Source organism: Kribbella sp. NPDC104218, from assembly GCF_055584105.1.
This window is the reverse complement of sequence record NZ_JBVJMQ010000004.1, coordinates 223,058-239,137: the sequence shown is the minus strand read 5'-3', so window position 1 is coordinate 239,137 and position 16,080 is coordinate 223,058. Positions and strand designations below refer to the sequence as shown.

The window sequence follows — 16,080 nt, the reverse complement described above, 5'->3', positions numbered from 1 at the left end:
TATCCGCGGCGGCGGAGTTCCTGGGCGCGGGCGGCCAGCCAGAAGCGGCCGCCGGCCAGGATGGTCAGTACTCCCATCGAGATCCACAGTGCTTGGTGCATGGGCCCTCCCCGGTCCTCGTCACACAGTTGTTCGGAGGACCGGTACCCGGCGCTATGCGCTCACCAGGTGTCGAAGTGCACCACGTCGTCGAGGGACTTGCGCGGCCCGGGCTTGAAGTCGGTGCCGATCGTGTACGCCGTCGGGATCAGCACGGCCTGCCGGATGTCGTCCGGGATGCCGAGCAGCTGCGCGATCTCCGTCTCGTAGTTGAGGTGCAGCGACGTCCACGTGGTGCCGAGACCGCGGGCGCGCGCGGCGAGCATGAAGTTCCAGGCGGCGGGCAGGATCGAGCCCCACAGACCGGCCTGGTTCCCCTCGGGCAGCGACCCGGCCTTGAGACACGGGATGACGAACACCGGCACCTCGGCCAGGTGGTCGCCGAGGTACTCCGAGCTGGCCTTGACCCGCGCCTGCACCGGGTCGTCGGTCGGCTCCTGCGTCGCGAAGTAGGCGTGCAGCGCGGTGCGGTAGTACTCCGCGATCGTCTTGCGGTGCTCAGGATCGGTGATCACCAGCCAGTGCCAGCCCTGGCGATTGCTCCCGGACGGCGCCTGCAGCGCGATCTCGATACATTCCTTGATCAGTTCGAGTGGGACGGGTTTGGTCAGATCGAGGCGCTTGCGGACAGCGCGGGTCGTCGTGAGCAACTCGTCGGGCGTGAGGTCAAGAGTGGACACCGCGACAGTCTTCCACCCGCTGGACGCCGACGCTCGGCGTCTCATGTCGCGCTCGCCGGACGACCGCGGGGATGAAGGCGCCCGCGCCGAGGAAGAGCACCGCGGTGATCAGCCACCCCGGCCAGCCCCAGCTGACCGCGATCGTGGTCAGCAAGAGCGGCGCGACCAGATCACCGAGCTGATGCCCCATCGCGTACGCACCTTGGTACTGCCCTTGCGCACCTGGCGGCGCGAGCTCGAAGCTGACACCCCACCCGCTCGCCGACTGCAGCATCTCCCCCAGCACGTGCACCAGAGCCGCAACCACCAGCAAAGCAACGGTGACCGCTCCCGACGTCATGTCCGTGACCGCGAGCACGCCGCAGGCCAACGCCAGTAACAACCCGGCCCGACGGCCGGCCCGCGCCGCTCCGGTGAGCGTCTCGGTCCCGCGGGCCGTGCGGATCTGCAGCAGGACGACGGCCACCGCGTTCACCACGAGCAGCACCGAGATCAGCCATCGCGGCGCATCGGTCGCCGTCACGACCCAGAGCGGGATCGCGAGCTGCGCCATCGCGTTGTGCATACTCAGCACGCCGTCCAGGACGACGAAGACCAGGAACGGCCGGTCCCGTAGCGCGGTCAGCCCCGACGGACCAGTTGCCGCAGGCACCTTTTCGACGATCGGCAGGCCGAACCGGACCAGCGCGGCCGTCACGCAATAGGTGAGGCCGTTGACGAGCAGCGCTCCGATGTAGAGATCGCGCTGATCGAGGGCCAGCACAATCCCGGCCACCGCGAGCCCGATCCCCATCCCGATATTGGTCGTCACCCGCAGCACCGCGCGCGTCCGGACCCGCTGATCGGACGGCGACAGCCCGGCGATCAGCGCGCCTTTCGCACCACGCTGGCCCGAGTCCGCGATCGCGGTCACCGCCGCGACGGCGACGTACCCGGCGAAGGAGTGGACCAGGGTCAGGCTGCTCATCGTGATCGCCTGCAGCAGCAGGAAGCCGACGTAGGCCCGGTTCGGCCCGAGCCGATCGGCGACCACGCCCATCGGCGTACTGGTGATCAGCCCGACCACCCCGGCGATCGTCAGGCCGATCCCGACCTGGCCGACCGACAGGCCGGCGACCCGGGTCAGGTAGAGCGCCCCGATGGCGGCGTACAGGCCGTTGCCGAGGGTGTTGACGAGGGTCGCGACGATCAGTCGGCGCACGGCGGGAGCGAAGGCGGTCACGACCCCACTCAACCGGTGATCGCGGCGCGCGCGCCGACGATTGACGATTCCCGGCAATCGAACGCCCGTGAGCGTTCGCCAGAGGTTTTCCGAACAGCTCTTTACACACGGTCGCCGACCATTGACTCTAGGTGATGGAAGCGTTCCCACATCCGCCCCGAAAGGTGAGGAACATGAAACTCCGCATGCTGTTCGGCGCCGCCGCTCTGGCCGGCGCCCTCACGATGACCAGCACTCCGGCGTTCGCCGTCAGCGGCACCGCGAGCTGGTACAACGACGCCGGCATCGGCGCCTGCGGTACCCCGCTGAACGCGAACACCGACTGGCTGGTGGCCGCGCCCGCGGGCCTGTGGACCAGCCCGAACCCGAACAACGACCCGCTCTGCAAGAAGTCCATCCGCGTGACCTACAACGGGCGCACGATCACGGTCCCGATCCGCGACAAGTGCCCGTCGTGTCCCACCAACAAGATCGACCTCAGCCGGCCGGCCTTCGCGAACCTGGCCAACCCGGACGTCGGCATCATCAACATCACCTGGGACATCGTCTGAAACCACCCGCCGGCGAGCAGCGTTCTGCTCGCCGGCGGTCTCAGGTGGTGGTGAAGCGCTGCTCGAACCCGTCGATCAGCGATTCGGCGCGGCGGTAGGTCTCGGAGCTGTAGGCGCCGATACCGCGCTCGGCGATCAGGGCGTTGCGCATGGCGTCCAGGTAGCGGCGCTGGATGATCAGCATCTGCCCGCGGTTGTCGGGCTCAGCGTCGCGGAACTGCCGGGTGATCACGAACATCTGCGGCAGGATCCGGTCCTTCATCGAGCTGACCAGGTCGGGGTCGAGTGGGGCGCCGTCGATGGTCTGCTCCTCGAGCGGGCCGAGGGCGTCGATGGCCGACTCCGCGATCCGCCGCAGCAGCGCCTGCGACGAGTCGCGCTTGTCCTCCGGGGTGACCGCGCTGAACTTCATCCAGGCAATCACCATCGGCAGCGTCAGCCCGAACAGCACCAGCGTGATCAGCGCGACCAGGAAGGCCGCGAGGACGACGGTGGCGCCGTGCGCCGTCCCGGGCGGGATGGTCTGGACGGCGGCGACCGTGACGACGCCGCGCATGCCGGCCCAGCCGACGACGAACAGGCCGCGCCCGGTCAGCGGCTCCCGCTCCTCGAAGTCGATATCGGCCCGGCCGCGGGCCAGCCGCTTGCGCGCCCAGGCGAGCCGGGTCTCCTCGCGTTCGCCACTCGGGTCCATCGCGTCGAGATGCTCCTCGAACGCGCTCAGTCTGGTCCGGGTCTGCTCGGCCCGGTCGTCGCGGCTGAAGCGGATCCCCAACGCCGGCCCGAGCAGGCCGACGAACCGCAGGACGACGAGCAGCCCGACCACGATCAGCACCAGGCCGCTGATCTCGCCGACCGTGGTCTCCTCGCGCGCGGCGTCGATCAGCTCGGGCAGCTGGTAGCCCATGGCCAGGAAGACCGCGCTCTCCAGCAGGAAACTGACCGTCGTCCAGGTCGTCGACTGGGTCTGCCGGTCCTGCGCGCTGAACCGTTTGCTGCCCAGGACGCCGGTCACGAGACCGGCCAGCACGACCGCGAGGACGCCGGACGCGTGCAGCTCCTCGGCCGGGAAGTAGGCCAGGAACGGGACGGCGAACGAGATCGTCGTGTTCAGCACCGGGTCGTCCAGCCGCTGCCGCAGCAATGCGGTCAGCCACCCGACGACCAGCCCGATCAGCACGCCGCCGGCCACCGCCCAGGCGAAGTCCAGGACTGTCGCGCCGAGGCTGAACCCGCCGGTGACGCCAATCCCGGCGATCGCCGTCCGCAGCACCACCAGCGCCGAGGCGTCGTTGACGAGACTCTCGCCCTCGAGCACGGTCAGCAGCCGCGGCGGCAGGCCGACCCGATGCCCGATCGCCGTCGCGGCGACCGCGTCCGTCGGGCTGACCACCGCGCCGAGCGCCACCGCGAGCGGGAACGAGATGTTCGGGAACACCGCGTGCACCACGGCGCCGATCGCCACCGACGAGACGATCACCATCACCACGGACAGCCAGGAGATCAGCCCGAAGTTCCGCCGGATGTCGAGCACCGGCAGCTGGACGGCCGCGGAGTACAGCAGCGGCGGCAGCACCCCCGCCAGCACCAGCTCGGGCTCCAGGTGGATGGTCGGCGCGCCGGGCAGGTAACTCGCCCCGATCCCGAGCGCCACCAGCAGCAACGGCGCCGCGACGCCCGTCCGCCGCGCGAACACCGACGCCGCGATCATGATCGCCAGCCCGGCTCCGGCCACAAGCAAGAACTGATGCTCCACGCAACCACCCTAGGGCGTGTCTCTCAATTCCGCGCCGTAGCGAGCATGTGCTCGGTGCGGTAGCTCGGTGCGCTGGGGCGAAGGGTTCGATGCGGCGCATCGTGCCCTTTGCACCAGTGCGGCGAGATGCCGTGCCGAGTGCAGCGCAGTAGGCGTGGGATTGGGAGACATGCCCTAGGCGCGTGGTCAGCCCCGCGCGGTGAAGACCCACCGGCCCGCGCCGACCCGGTACGTGGCGCCGTGCAGGTGCTCGGCTCCCCGGGGCGGCCGGACGCCGGTACCCGGCACGGTGACGGTGGCTTCGCGTGGAACGGTCACGGTCAGGCGGATGCGGCCGTCCCGGTGTTCCCAGGTTGACGAAACCAGGCCGCGGACGGTTTTGATGCTGGCGGCAACTCGCTCGAGCCCGGGCGGGAGCTGCGGCGCGATCGCGATCGACCGGTAGCCGGGCTCGGCCGGTTGAATACCGCCCAGGACGGTGTAGAAGGAGGCGTTGATCCCGGCGAACATTGCGTGGTCGTGCGTCTCCATGCCGGAGGTGTACAGCCACTGCTCCCACGGAGTCGTCGCGCCGTGTGCGATCTGGAAGCCGAACCCCGGGTACGTCGTCTGGTGCAGGATCGTCATCGCGACGTCCAATCGCCCGACGGCGGCCAGCGCGTCGACGAGGTACCGCGTCCCGAAGATGCCGGTGTCGAGGTGCCCGCGGTCCTTGCCCAGGATCGTCGCCACCAGCTTGTCCCCGACTGCCTGGCGATGCTCGGCCGGGACCATTCCGAACGCGATCGGCAGCACGCTGGTGGTCTGCCGGCCGCTGCTGTACGTCGTCCCGTCCGCACTGAGGAAATGGTTGTTGAAGGCAACACGGATCGCGTCGGCCAGCGCGGTGTACCGGACGACGTCGTCCGGCGTCCCGACCACACGCGCCGCTTTCGCCACCGCGTCGGCCTGCCGATAGGACAAAGCCGTGTTGACGAGTGAGCCCTCGCTGAAGCAGTCCCCCGCGGTCGGGCTGCCCATCCCGTCGTTCGCCTCCGGCCCGTGGTCCGGCGGGCACCAGTCGCCGAACGAGCGCTCGGCCGGCCAGATGTGACTCGGCACCTCGGCCGCGTTCCGGTCCACGAACGTCTTCATCAGCGGGTACGTCGCCGCGAGCGTCGCCCGATCGCCGTACTCCTGGTAGAGCGACCAGGCGAGAACCACCTGCCCACCGGCCATATCGGGGTACTGCGACTTGATCTCGTCGGTCGGCAGCGCCGTCCCGGGCGGCAGGTCCTTCAGGTACTTGGCGTAGAACGCGTTCATCCCGAACTCACGGATCGCGGCCTCGTGATACGCCTGGACGTCCATCGCCGGCGGCGTCCGCTCGTCGCGGACCGGGGTGTCGGTCGGCTGGCTGAGCGAGTTGTTCAGGATGCTCCAGCGGTTGTTCCGCCAGATCCGGTTCAGCATCGGGTCCGACGAGTCGAAGCGCCCGGTGGACTCGACGTCCGCGTGGATCGCGCGGCCGGTGATGCTGTCCAGGGTCGGCGTCCCGGGATAGCCGGTCACCTCGACGTACCGGAAGCCGTGGTAGGTGAACCGCGGCTCCCAGGTCTCGCCGCGCGGGTCGCCGCGCAACGTGTAGGTGTCGGTCGCGGCGGCGTTGCGGTTGGTGAAAGTGTCGAGCAGGCCGTCCGCGCCGAGCTCCTCCGCGGTCCGCATCCGGACGACGTTGCCCGCGGCCCCTTTCACCCGGAGCCGGTTCCAGCCCGCGATGTTCTGGCCGAGATCGAAGATGTGGACGCCGGGTCTCGGCGTCGTCAGCGCGACCGGGCGCAGGTCGCGCTGCACCCGGATCGGCGGCGCGGTGTTCGGCGCGAGCTCACCCTTCGGCGCGGCGACCGTGGTCACGGCCGACCAGGCGCTGTCGTCGTACCCGGCGACATCCCAGCCGGGCCGCTCCCGGCGGGCGTCGTACGACTCGCCGTGATAGATGTCGTTGGCAACGATCGGCCCGTCGGCCCACTTCCAGCCGTCGTTGCTGACGACCCGCTGCCGGCTGCCGTCGGCGAAGGTCAGGTCGAGCCGGACGAACGCCTGTTTCGGGCCGAGCCAGCGGAAGCCGTACTGGTTGTACCGGGCGCCGTAGCCGTTGCCGAGCCAGATGCCGATCGCGTTCTCCCCGCGCCGGATCTGCCGGGTCACGTCGTAGGAGTCGGTCAGGTTCCACCGGTCGTACGGCGTATTGGCGGGCGCCAGCACGTGGTCCCCGACCTTCGCGCCGTTCAGATGCAGCTCGTAGAACCCCAGCCCGTAGACCTCGACCCGGGCCGACCGGACGGCCTTGCCGACCGCGAACTCGGTCCGCACCAGCGGGGCGTCCCCGCCCGCGCTGATCCATTCGGCCTCCACCGCTGCTTGCGGCACTACGCCGCCACTCACCAACACCATCGCCAGCGACCCGACCAATCCCCGTATCCAGCCCATACCCGACGAGCCTAGGCAGGACCACAGCGTCAGGTCCCGGCTACTGACCGATACCGGCCATGAACGCGGTCAGCTCGGCGGCGACCAGCTTCGGCTCTTCGTAGGCCATGAAGTGACCGCCGCGATCGGGGGCGAGGTAGCGGCGGATGTCGGACGCCGCCCGCTCGGCGATCGACCGCGGGAAGAGCGGCATGTTCCACTCCTGGCTCTGGGTGACGGCGACCGGCGCGGTGATGACTGGACGCGGCTGGTTGTGCGGGCCGTCGAAGTACGGGCGGAACGACGTACCGATCGAATCGGTGCCCCAGTAGAGCGTTAGGAGTGTGCAGAGCGCGTCGCGGTCGAACCGCGATTCGAGGTCACCATCGCAGTCGGACCAGGCCCGCAGCTTCTCGATGATGAACGCCGCCAGACCGGCTGGTGAGTCGAGCAAGGCACTGGCGACCGTGTCCGGGCTGGTGCCGATGATGGCCTGGTAACCGCCGTCCTCCTCACCCCGCTCGTCGTCGGAGTCCAGCCAGGTCTGCTCTGCTTCGGTGATCGGCTCGGCGAACTCACTCGGGAAGGGGCCGTGAATGACGTGGACGCCGGCGACCTGCTCGGGGTGGAGCGTCGCCAGCCAGCCGCAGACCGAGCCGCCGATATCGCCGCCGAAGGCGAAGTAGCGGTCGTAGCCGAGAGTCTCGGTCATCAGCCGATGGAAGCGTTCGGCGATCGCCGCGCGGGTCGTCGGGCCTTCGGTCACCTCGGACCAGAGGAAGCCGGGCAGGGTGGCGATCACGACGTCGACGTCCAGCAGGTCGGCCAGCGGGAGCAGCTCGGTGAACGCGCTGGGCCAGCCGTGCGTGAGCAGGACGGGCGGCCGGCTCGGGTCGCGCCTGAGGTGCACGAAGTGCGTCCCGCCCTCGACGTACTGCGGGTAGTCGTTCAGCCGGGCCTCGGCGCGACGCCAGTCGAACTCATCGGCCCAGTACGACACCAACGCACGCAGGTACTCCGGGTCGACGCCGGCCTGCCAGCCCGGCGCGGTCGCGGTAACGAAGCGCGTACGCCGAAGCCGCGCTCGCAGCTCATCGAGGACGTCGTCGGGGACGGCGATCCGGAAGCGATCCATCGGGCTACTCCTTACCTGCTTCGCCGCGAACCAGCGGAAAAGCGTTGATCTGCAACTGCACCGGCCGCGCGGTGGGCGCCTTGGGCAGCGCCAGGTGGCGGGCGATCACGGCGTCCAGCTCGGCCATCAGCTCACCGAGCCCGGCCGCGGTCAGCCGGAGATTGACGGTGTCGAACGAGGCGACGTCGAGCCACGCGCGGTCGAACGCCTGCTCGCCGTCGGCCCGGAACTCGCGGACGGTCTCGTCGCGCCGACGCATCCACTCCGCGTCGATGAGCTCGGTCGCGAGCCGCTCGGCGCTGCCCGCGGGCTGCTCGTGCGCCGCGGGCAATGTGATCGAGCCGGGACGCCGCATCCACCAGCGCTCGCGCGCCGTGCCGCGGCCGGCGTCCTCGGTCACCAGGCCGTGTTTCTCCAGCTGGCGCAGGTGGTAACTCGTCGCGCCGCTGGACTCGCCGAGCCGGGCGCCGAGGCCGCTGGCCGTCAGCGGCCCGTACATCGACAGCTCGTCGAGGATGCGGACGCGCAACGGATGCGCCAGCGCGCGCAACGCGGCGGTCTCCAGCGCGGGGGCTCGGTCGGACATGATGCAAAGATAGCTTTGCAACCATTTCTTTGCAAGCGCGGACAGGATGCGCACCCGGTCCGGACAAGTCCCTGACATTCGCTCGGCATCGTGGCGGGTATGACGAGCAGAAGACTGTTGCGCTGGGCCCCGCTGCTGCTGGCGGCCGCGCTGGCCACCGGATGCGGAGCCTCGAAGGCGGACCCCCAGGCCCAGGGCCAGGACGCGGGTAAGGCGCCGGAGATCGCGACGCTGAAAACGCCGACGCCGGGGAAGAAGACCACCACGACGACCCCCGCGGATCCCGACGCCGGCCGGGTCCGGGAGCGGATCGACATGACGGACGCCGACCGCAAGCGGCTGCTCGAGCCGTATCTGGCGTGTATGAAGGAGAACGGCATCGACGTCTACGCCAAGCGCAAGGAGGCCGGCGTCCTCGGCGACGGCCCGGCGACCGACCCGGTGAAGGCCAAGACCGCCGGCAAGGTCTGCGCGCCGAAGCTGCCGCTGCCGCCGTGGGAGGTGGACGCCAAGAACCCGGACGCCCTCGACTTCGGCCGCAAGGTCGTGCAGTGCCTCAAGAACAAGGGCGTCAAGTACGTCGAGCTGTCCTCGGACACGTCGTCCGGCGTCGTCGGCCCGTCGCTCGGCGGGAAGAACAACGACATGCAGTCGATCACCAAGGGAATGGACCTGATGCCGCAGTGCCAGCGCGAGGTGGCCGGCAAGTGACCTCGCGCCGACGTGTGCTCACCGCCGTCGCGGTGCTGGCGGTCCTGTCCGGCGGCGGCCTGGCCGTCGTCCGGTACGTCGACCGCCCGCAACCGGCGGCCGCGACCGACGGACCGGACCCGGCCCAGACGGTGGCGATCACCCGCACCACGCTGTCCCAGTCGAAGGAGCTCCCCGGCGAGCTGGGGTACGGCGGCAGCAGCACCGTGAAGGGCAAGGCGACCGGAACGATCACCTGGTTGCCAAAGGCAAGTACCACGGTCGGGCGCGGTGACGTCCTGTACCGGGTGGACGACAAGCCGGTGGTGCTCTTCTACGGCAGCACTCCGCTCTTCCGCACCGTCGGCAAAGCGGCCCCGCCGCCGAGCACCCCGCCACCATCTCCGCCTCCACCTTCGCCTCCGGTCAAGGACAAGCCGCTCAGCGGCCCGGACATCCGGGTCGTCAAGCAGAATCTGACCGCGCTCGGCTTCCTGCCGAACACGACCACCGACAAACTGACCGACGCGACCACCAAGGCCATCAAGAAATGGCAGAAGTCGCTCGACCAGCAGCAAACCGGGGTGATCGACCCCGCCATGGTCGTCGTGCTGCCGGGCGCCGTCCGGATCAGCGCCGTCAAAGCAGCGCTCGGCGATCCGGCCGCGGCCGACGTCCTCGACGTCACTTCGACCGAGAAGGTCGTCACGCTCACCTTCGACGCCGACTCCACCGAGGGCATCAAGGCCGGTGTCAAGGTCAAGCTCAACCTGCCGAACGGCAAGTCCACCGCCGGCACCATCCGCAGTATCAGCACCGACGCCACTCCCCCGCCGGACGGCGGTCCGTCGGACGGCGACAAGAAGCCGCAGCTGGTCGCGACCATCGCCCTGGCCAAGCAGGCCGACAGCGCGGGCCTCGACTCCGGCCCGGTGCAGGTCGTCGTCCCCGGTCCGAGTCATCGCAACGTCCTCGTCGTACCGGTCGCGGCCCTGCTCGCACTGCGCGAGGGCGGCTACGCCGTCCAGGTCGTCAGCGGGTCCACGACCACCCTGGTCGCCGTCGAGACCGGGATGTTTGCCGACGGCAACGTCGAGATCATCGGCGACGGCCTGCAGGCCGGGCAGCAAGTGGTGACCACCTCATGACCGCGGTGGTCGAACTCAGCCATACCGTCAAGGAGTACCCCGGCGGTGTCCGCGCGCTCGACGACGTCTCGCTGCGGATCGACTCCGGCGAGCTGGTCGCGATCGTCGGCCCGTCCGGCTCGGGCAAGTCGACGCTGCTCAACCTGATGGGCACGCTCGACCGCCCGACCGCGGGAACGGTCGCGATCAGCGGGCACGACGTCGCGTCGCTGTCCGATCGCGAGCTGTCCGCTCTGCGCGGCCGCTCGATCGGTTTCGTCTTCCAGCAGTTCCACCTCTCGGACGGGCACACCGCCACCGAAAACGTGGCGACCGGTCTCTTGTACGCCGGGACGCCGCGCCGGGCCCGCAAGCCGCTGGCCCTGGAGGCGCTCGCCAAGGTCGGCCTCGCACATCGCGCGGGTCATCGTCCGCATCAGCTCTCCGGCGGCGAGCGGCAACGCGTCGCGATCGCCCGCGCGCTGGTCAACAACCCATCCGTCGTCCTCGCCGATGAGCCGACCGGCGCGCTGGACACCGCCAACGGCCTCGCCGTCCTGGAGTTGCTCAACCAGCTGCACGCGGCCGGTACGACGATCGCCGTCATCACCCACGATCGCGATATCGCCGCGCAGCTTCCGCGCCGGCTGGAGATGCGCGACGGTCAACTGGTGACCGCCGCATGACGCGGCTGACCCAGCCAGTCCGGCTGGCCTTCTCCGATCTGCTGCTGCTCGGGCTCACCCGGCTCCGGACCCGGCCGCTGCGCGCGGCGCTTTCCGCGCTGGGCATCTCGATCGGGATCGCGACGATGATCGTAGTGACCGGGATCCCGGCGTCCAGTCAGCAGGCGGTGCTGGACGAGTTGTCGACGTTGGGGCCGGACTTGCTGCGGGCGGCCGCCGTCCCGGATGCGAGCAGCCCGAGCGACGAGCCGGCCGGGCTTCCGGTGCAGGCGGTCGGGATGGCCGGGCGGATCGGGCCCGTGCGGGACGCGACCGGGGTGGCGAACGTGCACGCGAGCGTCCGGCGGTCGGACAAACTCGACTCCACCAGCAGCGGCAGCGGGATCACCGTGCTGGCCGGTACGCCGAACCTGGCCGGGCTGCTCGGGACGACGATGTACTCGGGGAAGTTCCTGTCACCGGCCACCGAGAAGTTCCCGACCGTGGTGCTCGGCGCGAAAGCCGCTACCTGGTTGGGGATCACGACCCTGCCGACCGGGCAACCGCTCCCCCGGATCCTGCTCAACGACACCTGGTTCACCGTGATCGGCGTCCTCGCGAAGTCGCCGCTGGCCCCCGATCTCGAGCAGTCCGTGGTGGTCGGGTGGGACGCCGCCAAGGCGAACCTCGGCTTCGACGGCCGACCGACCGTGGTCTACGTCCGCTCCACCGACACCGCGGTCGAGGACGTCCGCGCCGTCCTCGGGCGGACGCTCAGCCCCGAGCAGCCGGGCCTGGTCCAGGTCAGCCGGCCGTCCGAGGCGCTGGCCGCCAAGCGGATCACCCAGAACGCGTTCTCCACGCTGTTTCTCGGCCTGGCCGGGGTGGCGCTGCTCGTCGGCGGCATCGGCGTCGCGAACACGATGGTCATCTCGGTCCTGGAGCGCCGTCGCGAGATCGGGTTGCGGCGGGCGCTCGGTGCGAACCGGCGGCAGATCCGCGGGCAGTTCCTGACCGAGTCGATCGTGCTCTGCGCGATCGGCGGCGCGATGGGCGCCGTCCTCGGGGTGGCCGGCGTGATCGGGTACGCCGAATCCCAGGGCTGGCCGGTGGTGATCCCGGCGTCCGCGCTGCTCACCGGGCTCGGCGCCTCGATCGCGGTCGGCGTCCTGGCGGGCGTGTATCCGGCCGTCCGGGCATCGTTGCTCACGCCAACGGAAGCGCTGGCAGCAGATTGATCCGGCCGCCTATAGTCGACACCATGTGTGCGCAGGTCGTACTCGCCGAGGACGACGAGAAACAGGCCGAGCTCGTCCGGCGGTACCTGGAGCTGGAGAACCACACGGTGTACGTCGTCCACGACGGCCGGGCCGCGCTCGAAGAGGTTCGTCGGCGACAGCCCGACCTGCTGGTGCTGGACGTGATGCTGCCCGGTGTCGACGGGCTCGACGTCTGCCGGATCCTTCGCCAGGAGACCGATCTGCCGGTGCTGATGCTGACCGCCCGCGCCGAGGAGGACGACCTGCTGCTCGGGCTCGACCTCGGCGCGGACGACTACATGACCAAGCCGTTCAGCCCTCGCGAGCTGGCGGCCCGGGTCCGTACGCTGCTGCGGCGGACGCGCGGCTCCGCGACCGCCGAGCCGAGCACGCTGTTGCGGGTCGGCGGCGTCGCGGTCGATCTCGATCGGCACGAGCTGTTTGCCGATGGCAACCAGATCCCGTGTACGCCGGGCGAGTTCCGGCTGATCGCGACGATGGCCGCGCGACCGCACCGGGTCTTCACCCGGGCCCAGCTGCTGGAGAACCTGCACGGCGTCGACCAGTACATCACCACCCGGACGATCGACACCCATGTGCTCAACCTGCGGAAGAAGATCGAGCCCGACCCGCGGCGTCCGGTCCGGCTGCTGACTGTGTACGGGGTCGGCTACAAGCTGGCCGACGGCTGAGATGGCCGCCCGGCGCAGTGTTCTGGTCCGGCTGCTGGCCGGCGCCGTCCTGATCGCGCTCTGCTCGATCGCGGCGACGGCCTGGCTCGCGGCCCGCAGTACGACGGTCGCGATCCAGGAGCAGCAGGGGCAGGCGCTGGCCGACGACGCGACGATCTACCAGACCGTGATCGAGTACGCCGCCACCCACAAGAGCTGGGCCGGGGTCGAGCCCGTGCTCGCCAAGCTGAGCGCGTCGTACGACCGGCAGATCAGCCTCACCGAGCGCGACCGGACGCCGATCGCCGGGAAGCCGGTGCCCCCGGAGCAGGACGGGTCGGCCATCGTCGATCCGCTCCGGATGAGCAGCAGCCTGGCGGGGGTGAAGACCGGGGGCGATCTGATCGACCCGCGGGTGGTCGGTCCGTTCGCGCTGACGGCCGCGCAGAAGACGAAGTACAACGGCCTGGCCAAGGAGGTGCTGACGTGTACGCAGCTCCGCTCCGCGCAAGGCCGGATCGTCGTCGATCCGTTCGGGCGGCCGACGGTCGAGGACGCGCCGCCGGGGACCATCGAAGCGTGTGACGGCAATGAGCTGAAGGTGATCGAGCCGCCGCAGCTCGCGGCGTACGAGCGGCTGCAGAAGCTGGTGAACACCTGCCTGAGCGCGCGCGGCCCGGTGGCGCCGATCAAGTTCCAGGCCGATCTGAGCTGGGGCATCGTGCGCGGGCCGGCCGCACAGGAGTCGGGGGCCGCTCCGGTGCCTCCCGATCCGGACGCGGTCGACAACTGCCTGCTGGATGCCCGGCGGACGATGCTGAAACCGTACGTCGCGCCGCTGGCCGTCCTGTTCGTCAGCACCCAGAACGAGGCCGCCCCGGCCGAGTTCGACCTGTCCCCCGCGAGCCAGAAGCGGATCGCCGGGGTCGCGGCGGCGATTCTCGGCGTCACTGTACTGATCGCGGTCGTCGGCGGGATCCGGCTCGTCCAGCCGCTGCGCGCGCTGACCAAGGCGTCGCGGCAGATGACCGGTGGCGACGAGAACATCCGGGTCCGGGTCCGCGGCCGGGACGAGATCGGCCAGCTGTCGCTGGCATTCAACGAGCTGGCCGACAGCCGGGCCCGGACCGAATCGTTGCGCCGGGCAATGGTCAGCGATATCGCCCACGAGCTGCGCACGCCGCTGAGCAACATCCGCGGCTGGCTGGAGGCCGTCGAGGACGGCGTCGCCCAGCCCGACGCGGCGTTCATCGCATCGCTCAGCGAGGAGGCCGCCCTCCTCCAGCACATCATCGACGACCTCCGCGACCTGGCCACCGCGGACGCGGGCAACCTGCGCATCCACCCCGAACGCGTCTACCTCGGCCTGCTCTTCGACCAGGTCGTCGCCACCAACCGCGCCCAGGCCGAGCACGCCGGCATCACGTTGTCCGCGGCAACCATCGGCGACATCGAGCTGGACGCCGACCCGGTCCGCCTGCGCCAAGCGGTCGGCAACCTGGTCGCCAACGCCCTACGCTTCACCCCCGCGGGCGGGACCGTGCGCATCGAGGGCAGCCAGGACGCCGGTCACGTTGTCATCGACGTCATCGACACCGGCGCCGGAATCGCCCCCGAGGACCTCCCCAAAGTCTTCGACCGCTTCTGGCGCGCCGAACAGTCCCGCAACCGCCACACCGGCGGCAGCGGCCTCGGCCTCCCCATCGTCCGCAGCCTCATCGAAGCCCACGGCGGCACAGCTACCGTCACAAGCACTCTCGACCACGGGTCGACCTTCACCCTCCGCCTACCGGCCTGACCGGCCACGGCGTCTCGGCATCCGGTACGCCGCCGCCCGCCGGACCGGATGCGCGACACTGGGTCATCATTGTCTAGTAAATAAGGTGACATAGATGACTACCGAAGCGCAGGCGACCCTGAACGACGTGAACCTGGCCGCGGTCGGCGGACTGGTCGCGGCGATCCAGGCGGATCCGGCGAAGGCCAAGACGACCTGGGCGGCGCACGTCACCTGGAACGGCGCCTTCACCTCCTCCGCCCGCATCCGCACCTTCGACGCCGTCCCCTCCGACGAGCCCGCCGCCCTCGGCGGCACCGACCAGGCCCCCAACCCCGTCGAACAACTCCTCGGCGCCCTAGGCAACTGCCTGGCCGTCGGCTACGCCGCCAACGCCACCGTCGCCGGCATCCCCCTCGACGAACTCACCATCGACGTCAAAGGCGACGTCGACCTGCACGTCTTCCTCGGCCTCGCCGAAGGCCACGCCGGCTTCGACTCCATCACCGCCACCGTCCGCCTCAAGTCCTCAGCCCCCACCGACCAGCTCGCCGCCCTCCACGAACGCGTCCAAGCCTCCTCCCCCGTCGGCCATACCCTCACCAACCCGATCCCCCTCACCATCACCCCCGCCTGACCACCCAGCGGCGCGGTGGCAACACCGCGCCCCGTCACCTCAGCTCGCCGGCTCATGCCCCACCAAGCCGGACCGCGAAGGAAGCGGCGGCGAGCTGGTCTCGCGCAGGTGGAGTGAGAAGTGTCGATCGGCGGGGTGGTGGGTCGTCATCTCCTTGGAAGCGGCTGTTGGAGCTGCTCGGCGGAGGAGGCGGGATGACGATCGGCGTGTTCGTGAGTGTGACGGTTGATGGCGTGATGCAGGCGCCGGGGCGGGCGGATGAGGACGGGCGGGGCGGGTTCGGGTGCGGCGGGTGGGCGGACGGGTATCAGGACGAGGTGCTGGCGGGGTTCGCCGGGGAGGGGATGAGCGCCGGCGGCGGGCTGTTGCTGGGGCGGCGTACGTACGAGGATCTACTCGGCTTCTGGACGACGACGCCGGAGCCGAATCCGTTCACCGAGGTGCTGACGAACAGCCCGAAGTACGTCGTGTCCCGGTCGGCCGGGACCGGGCTCGGGTATCCGAACTCGACGCTGCTGGCCGGCGACGGGGTGCCGAACGTGCGGCGGCTGGCGGCGGAGTACGACGGCGCGCTCACGGTGCTCGGGTCCGGGGAGTTGGTGCGCGCGCTGCACGCCGCGCGGCTCGTCGATCGCTACATTCTGTTGATCCACCCGATCGTGCTCGGGTCGGGGACGCGGTTGTTCGGCGCCGGGGAGCGGGCGAACCTGGTGCTGGAGCGGTCGATTCCGACCACGACCGGTGTGATCATCGCCCAGTACGCCGTGGCTCGCTGAG

The 16,080-nt window shown here is 70.1% G+C and carries 15 protein-coding genes; 9 read left to right on the top strand and 6 right to left on the bottom strand.

Features of this window, described 5'->3' with window-relative positions; genetic code table 11:
* Positions 1–161 precede the first annotated feature (161 nt).
* Together ACZ6ZD_RS32145 and ACZ6ZD_RS32140 are read right to left on the bottom strand one after the other, a co-directional pair.
* Positions 162–779, bottom strand: a complete 618-nt coding sequence (locus ACZ6ZD_RS32145; protein WP_465677729.1) for a nitroreductase family protein — start codon at positions 777–779, stop codon at positions 162–164.
* Complete coding sequence (locus ACZ6ZD_RS32140) at positions 766–2,001, bottom strand: MFS transporter (RefSeq protein WP_465677727.1); 1,236 nt, start codon at positions 1,999–2,001, stop codon at positions 766–768. Before ACZ6ZD_RS32140 ends, ACZ6ZD_RS32145 begins: the two co-directional genes overlap by 14 nt.
* 173 nt (positions 2,002–2,174) lie before the next feature.
* Here ACZ6ZD_RS32140 and ACZ6ZD_RS32135 point away from each other — a divergent pair, with 173 nt between their 5' ends.
* Positions 2,175–2,552 (top strand): cysteine/serine endopeptidase inhibitor, encoded by a 378-nt coding sequence (locus ACZ6ZD_RS32135; RefSeq protein ID WP_465677725.1) that lies wholly within the window; start codon positions 2,175–2,177, stop codon positions 2,550–2,552.
* Positions 2,553–2,592: 40 nt separating this feature from the next.
* On the opposite strand, the gene ACZ6ZD_RS32130 is transcribed toward ACZ6ZD_RS32135, so the two are convergent.
* From ACZ6ZD_RS32130 to ACZ6ZD_RS32115, 4 genes are all read right to left on the bottom strand, one after another.
* Positions 2,593–4,308 (bottom strand): cation:proton antiporter, encoded by a 1,716-nt coding sequence (locus ACZ6ZD_RS32130; RefSeq protein WP_465677723.1) that lies wholly within the window; start codon positions 4,306–4,308, stop codon positions 2,593–2,595.
* Between the two features lie 186 nt (positions 4,309–4,494).
* A complete protein-coding gene (locus ACZ6ZD_RS32125) occupies positions 4,495–6,777 on the bottom strand; it encodes a family 78 glycoside hydrolase catalytic domain (protein WP_465677721.1) in 2,283 nt (760 codons plus the stop codon).
* Between the two features lie 40 nt (positions 6,778–6,817).
* On the bottom strand, positions 6,818–7,891 hold the full coding sequence (locus ACZ6ZD_RS32120; RefSeq protein ID WP_465677719.1) for an epoxide hydrolase family protein: 1,074 nt from the start codon (positions 7,889–7,891) through the stop codon (positions 6,818–6,820).
* Positions 7,892–7,895: 4 nt separating this feature from the next.
* A complete protein-coding gene (locus ACZ6ZD_RS32115; protein WP_465677717.1) occupies positions 7,896–8,477 on the bottom strand; it encodes a helix-turn-helix domain-containing protein in 582 nt (193 codons plus the stop codon).
* Between the two features lie 99 nt (positions 8,478–8,576).
* Between ACZ6ZD_RS32115 and ACZ6ZD_RS32110 the strand changes: the two genes are divergently transcribed.
* From ACZ6ZD_RS32110 to ACZ6ZD_RS32075, 8 genes are all read left to right on the top strand, one after another.
* Entirely contained in the window at positions 8,577–9,188 is a 612-nt protein-coding gene (locus ACZ6ZD_RS32110) for a hypothetical protein (RefSeq protein ID WP_465677715.1), read from the top strand.
* The gene (locus tag ACZ6ZD_RS32105; RefSeq protein WP_465677713.1) at positions 9,185–10,315 is read left to right on the top strand and encodes a peptidoglycan-binding protein; all 1,131 of its coding nucleotides are present in this window, start codon (positions 9,185–9,187) and stop codon (positions 10,313–10,315) included. The genes ACZ6ZD_RS32110 and ACZ6ZD_RS32105 overlap by 4 nt, the downstream gene beginning before the upstream one ends.
* Positions 10,312–10,980, top strand: a complete 669-nt coding sequence (locus ACZ6ZD_RS32100; protein ID WP_465677711.1) for an ABC transporter ATP-binding protein — start codon at positions 10,312–10,314, stop codon at positions 10,978–10,980. The genes ACZ6ZD_RS32105 and ACZ6ZD_RS32100 overlap by 4 nt, the downstream gene beginning before the upstream one ends.
* Positions 10,977–12,197 (top strand): ABC transporter permease, encoded by a 1,221-nt coding sequence (locus tag ACZ6ZD_RS32095; RefSeq protein WP_465677709.1) that lies wholly within the window; start codon positions 10,977–10,979, stop codon positions 12,195–12,197. The genes ACZ6ZD_RS32100 and ACZ6ZD_RS32095 overlap by 4 nt, the downstream gene beginning before the upstream one ends.
* Before the next feature lie 23 nt (positions 12,198–12,220).
* On the top strand, positions 12,221–12,910 hold the full coding sequence (locus ACZ6ZD_RS32090; RefSeq protein ID WP_465677707.1) for a response regulator: 690 nt from the start codon (positions 12,221–12,223) through the stop codon (positions 12,908–12,910).
* A gap of 1 nt (position 12,911) precedes the next feature.
* Entirely contained in the window at positions 12,912–14,687 is a 1,776-nt protein-coding gene (locus tag ACZ6ZD_RS32085) for a sensor histidine kinase (protein ID WP_465677705.1), read from the top strand.
* 94 nt (positions 14,688–14,781) lie between these two features.
* The gene (locus ACZ6ZD_RS32080) at positions 14,782–15,303 is read left to right on the top strand and encodes an OsmC family protein (RefSeq protein WP_465677703.1); all 522 of its coding nucleotides are present in this window, start codon (positions 14,782–14,784) and stop codon (positions 15,301–15,303) included.
* A gap of 194 nt (positions 15,304–15,497) precedes the next feature.
* Complete coding sequence (locus tag ACZ6ZD_RS32075) at positions 15,498–16,079, top strand: dihydrofolate reductase family protein (RefSeq protein WP_465677701.1); 582 nt, start codon at positions 15,498–15,500, stop codon at positions 16,077–16,079.
* The last annotated feature ends 1 nt before the right edge of the window (position 16,080 follow it).

Excerpts from the sequence above, each read along its gene's own strand:
- ACZ6ZD_RS32135 (WP_465677725.1), top strand. The coding sequence starts at position 2,175 with ATGAAACTCCGCATGCTGTTCGGCGCCGCCGCTCTGGCCGGCGCCCTC.
- ACZ6ZD_RS32125 (WP_465677721.1), bottom strand. The coding sequence starts at position 6,777 with ATGGGCTGGATACGGGGATTGGTCGGGTCGCTGGCGATGGTGTTGGTG.
- ACZ6ZD_RS32120 (WP_465677719.1), bottom strand. The coding sequence starts at position 7,891 with ATGGATCGCTTCCGGATCGCCGTCCCCGACGACGTCCTCGATGAGCTG.
- ACZ6ZD_RS32115 (WP_465677717.1), bottom strand. The coding sequence starts at position 8,477 with ATGTCCGACCGAGCCCCCGCGCTGGAGACCGCCGCGTTGCGCGCGCTG.
- ACZ6ZD_RS32110 (WP_465677715.1), top strand. The coding sequence starts at position 8,577 with ATGACGAGCAGAAGACTGTTGCGCTGGGCCCCGCTGCTGCTGGCGGCC.
- ACZ6ZD_RS32100 (WP_465677711.1), top strand. The coding sequence starts at position 10,312 with ATGACCGCGGTGGTCGAACTCAGCCATACCGTCAAGGAGTACCCCGGC.
- ACZ6ZD_RS32095 (WP_465677709.1), top strand. The coding sequence starts at position 10,977 with ATGACGCGGCTGACCCAGCCAGTCCGGCTGGCCTTCTCCGATCTGCTG.
- ACZ6ZD_RS32090 (WP_465677707.1), top strand. The coding sequence starts at position 12,221 with ATGTGTGCGCAGGTCGTACTCGCCGAGGACGACGAGAAACAGGCCGAG.
- ACZ6ZD_RS32085 (WP_465677705.1), top strand. The coding sequence starts at position 12,912 with ATGGCCGCCCGGCGCAGTGTTCTGGTCCGGCTGCTGGCCGGCGCCGTC.
- ACZ6ZD_RS32080 (WP_465677703.1), top strand. The coding sequence starts at position 14,782 with ATGACTACCGAAGCGCAGGCGACCCTGAACGACGTGAACCTGGCCGCG.
- ACZ6ZD_RS32075 (WP_465677701.1), top strand. The coding sequence starts at position 15,498 with ATGACGATCGGCGTGTTCGTGAGTGTGACGGTTGATGGCGTGATGCAG.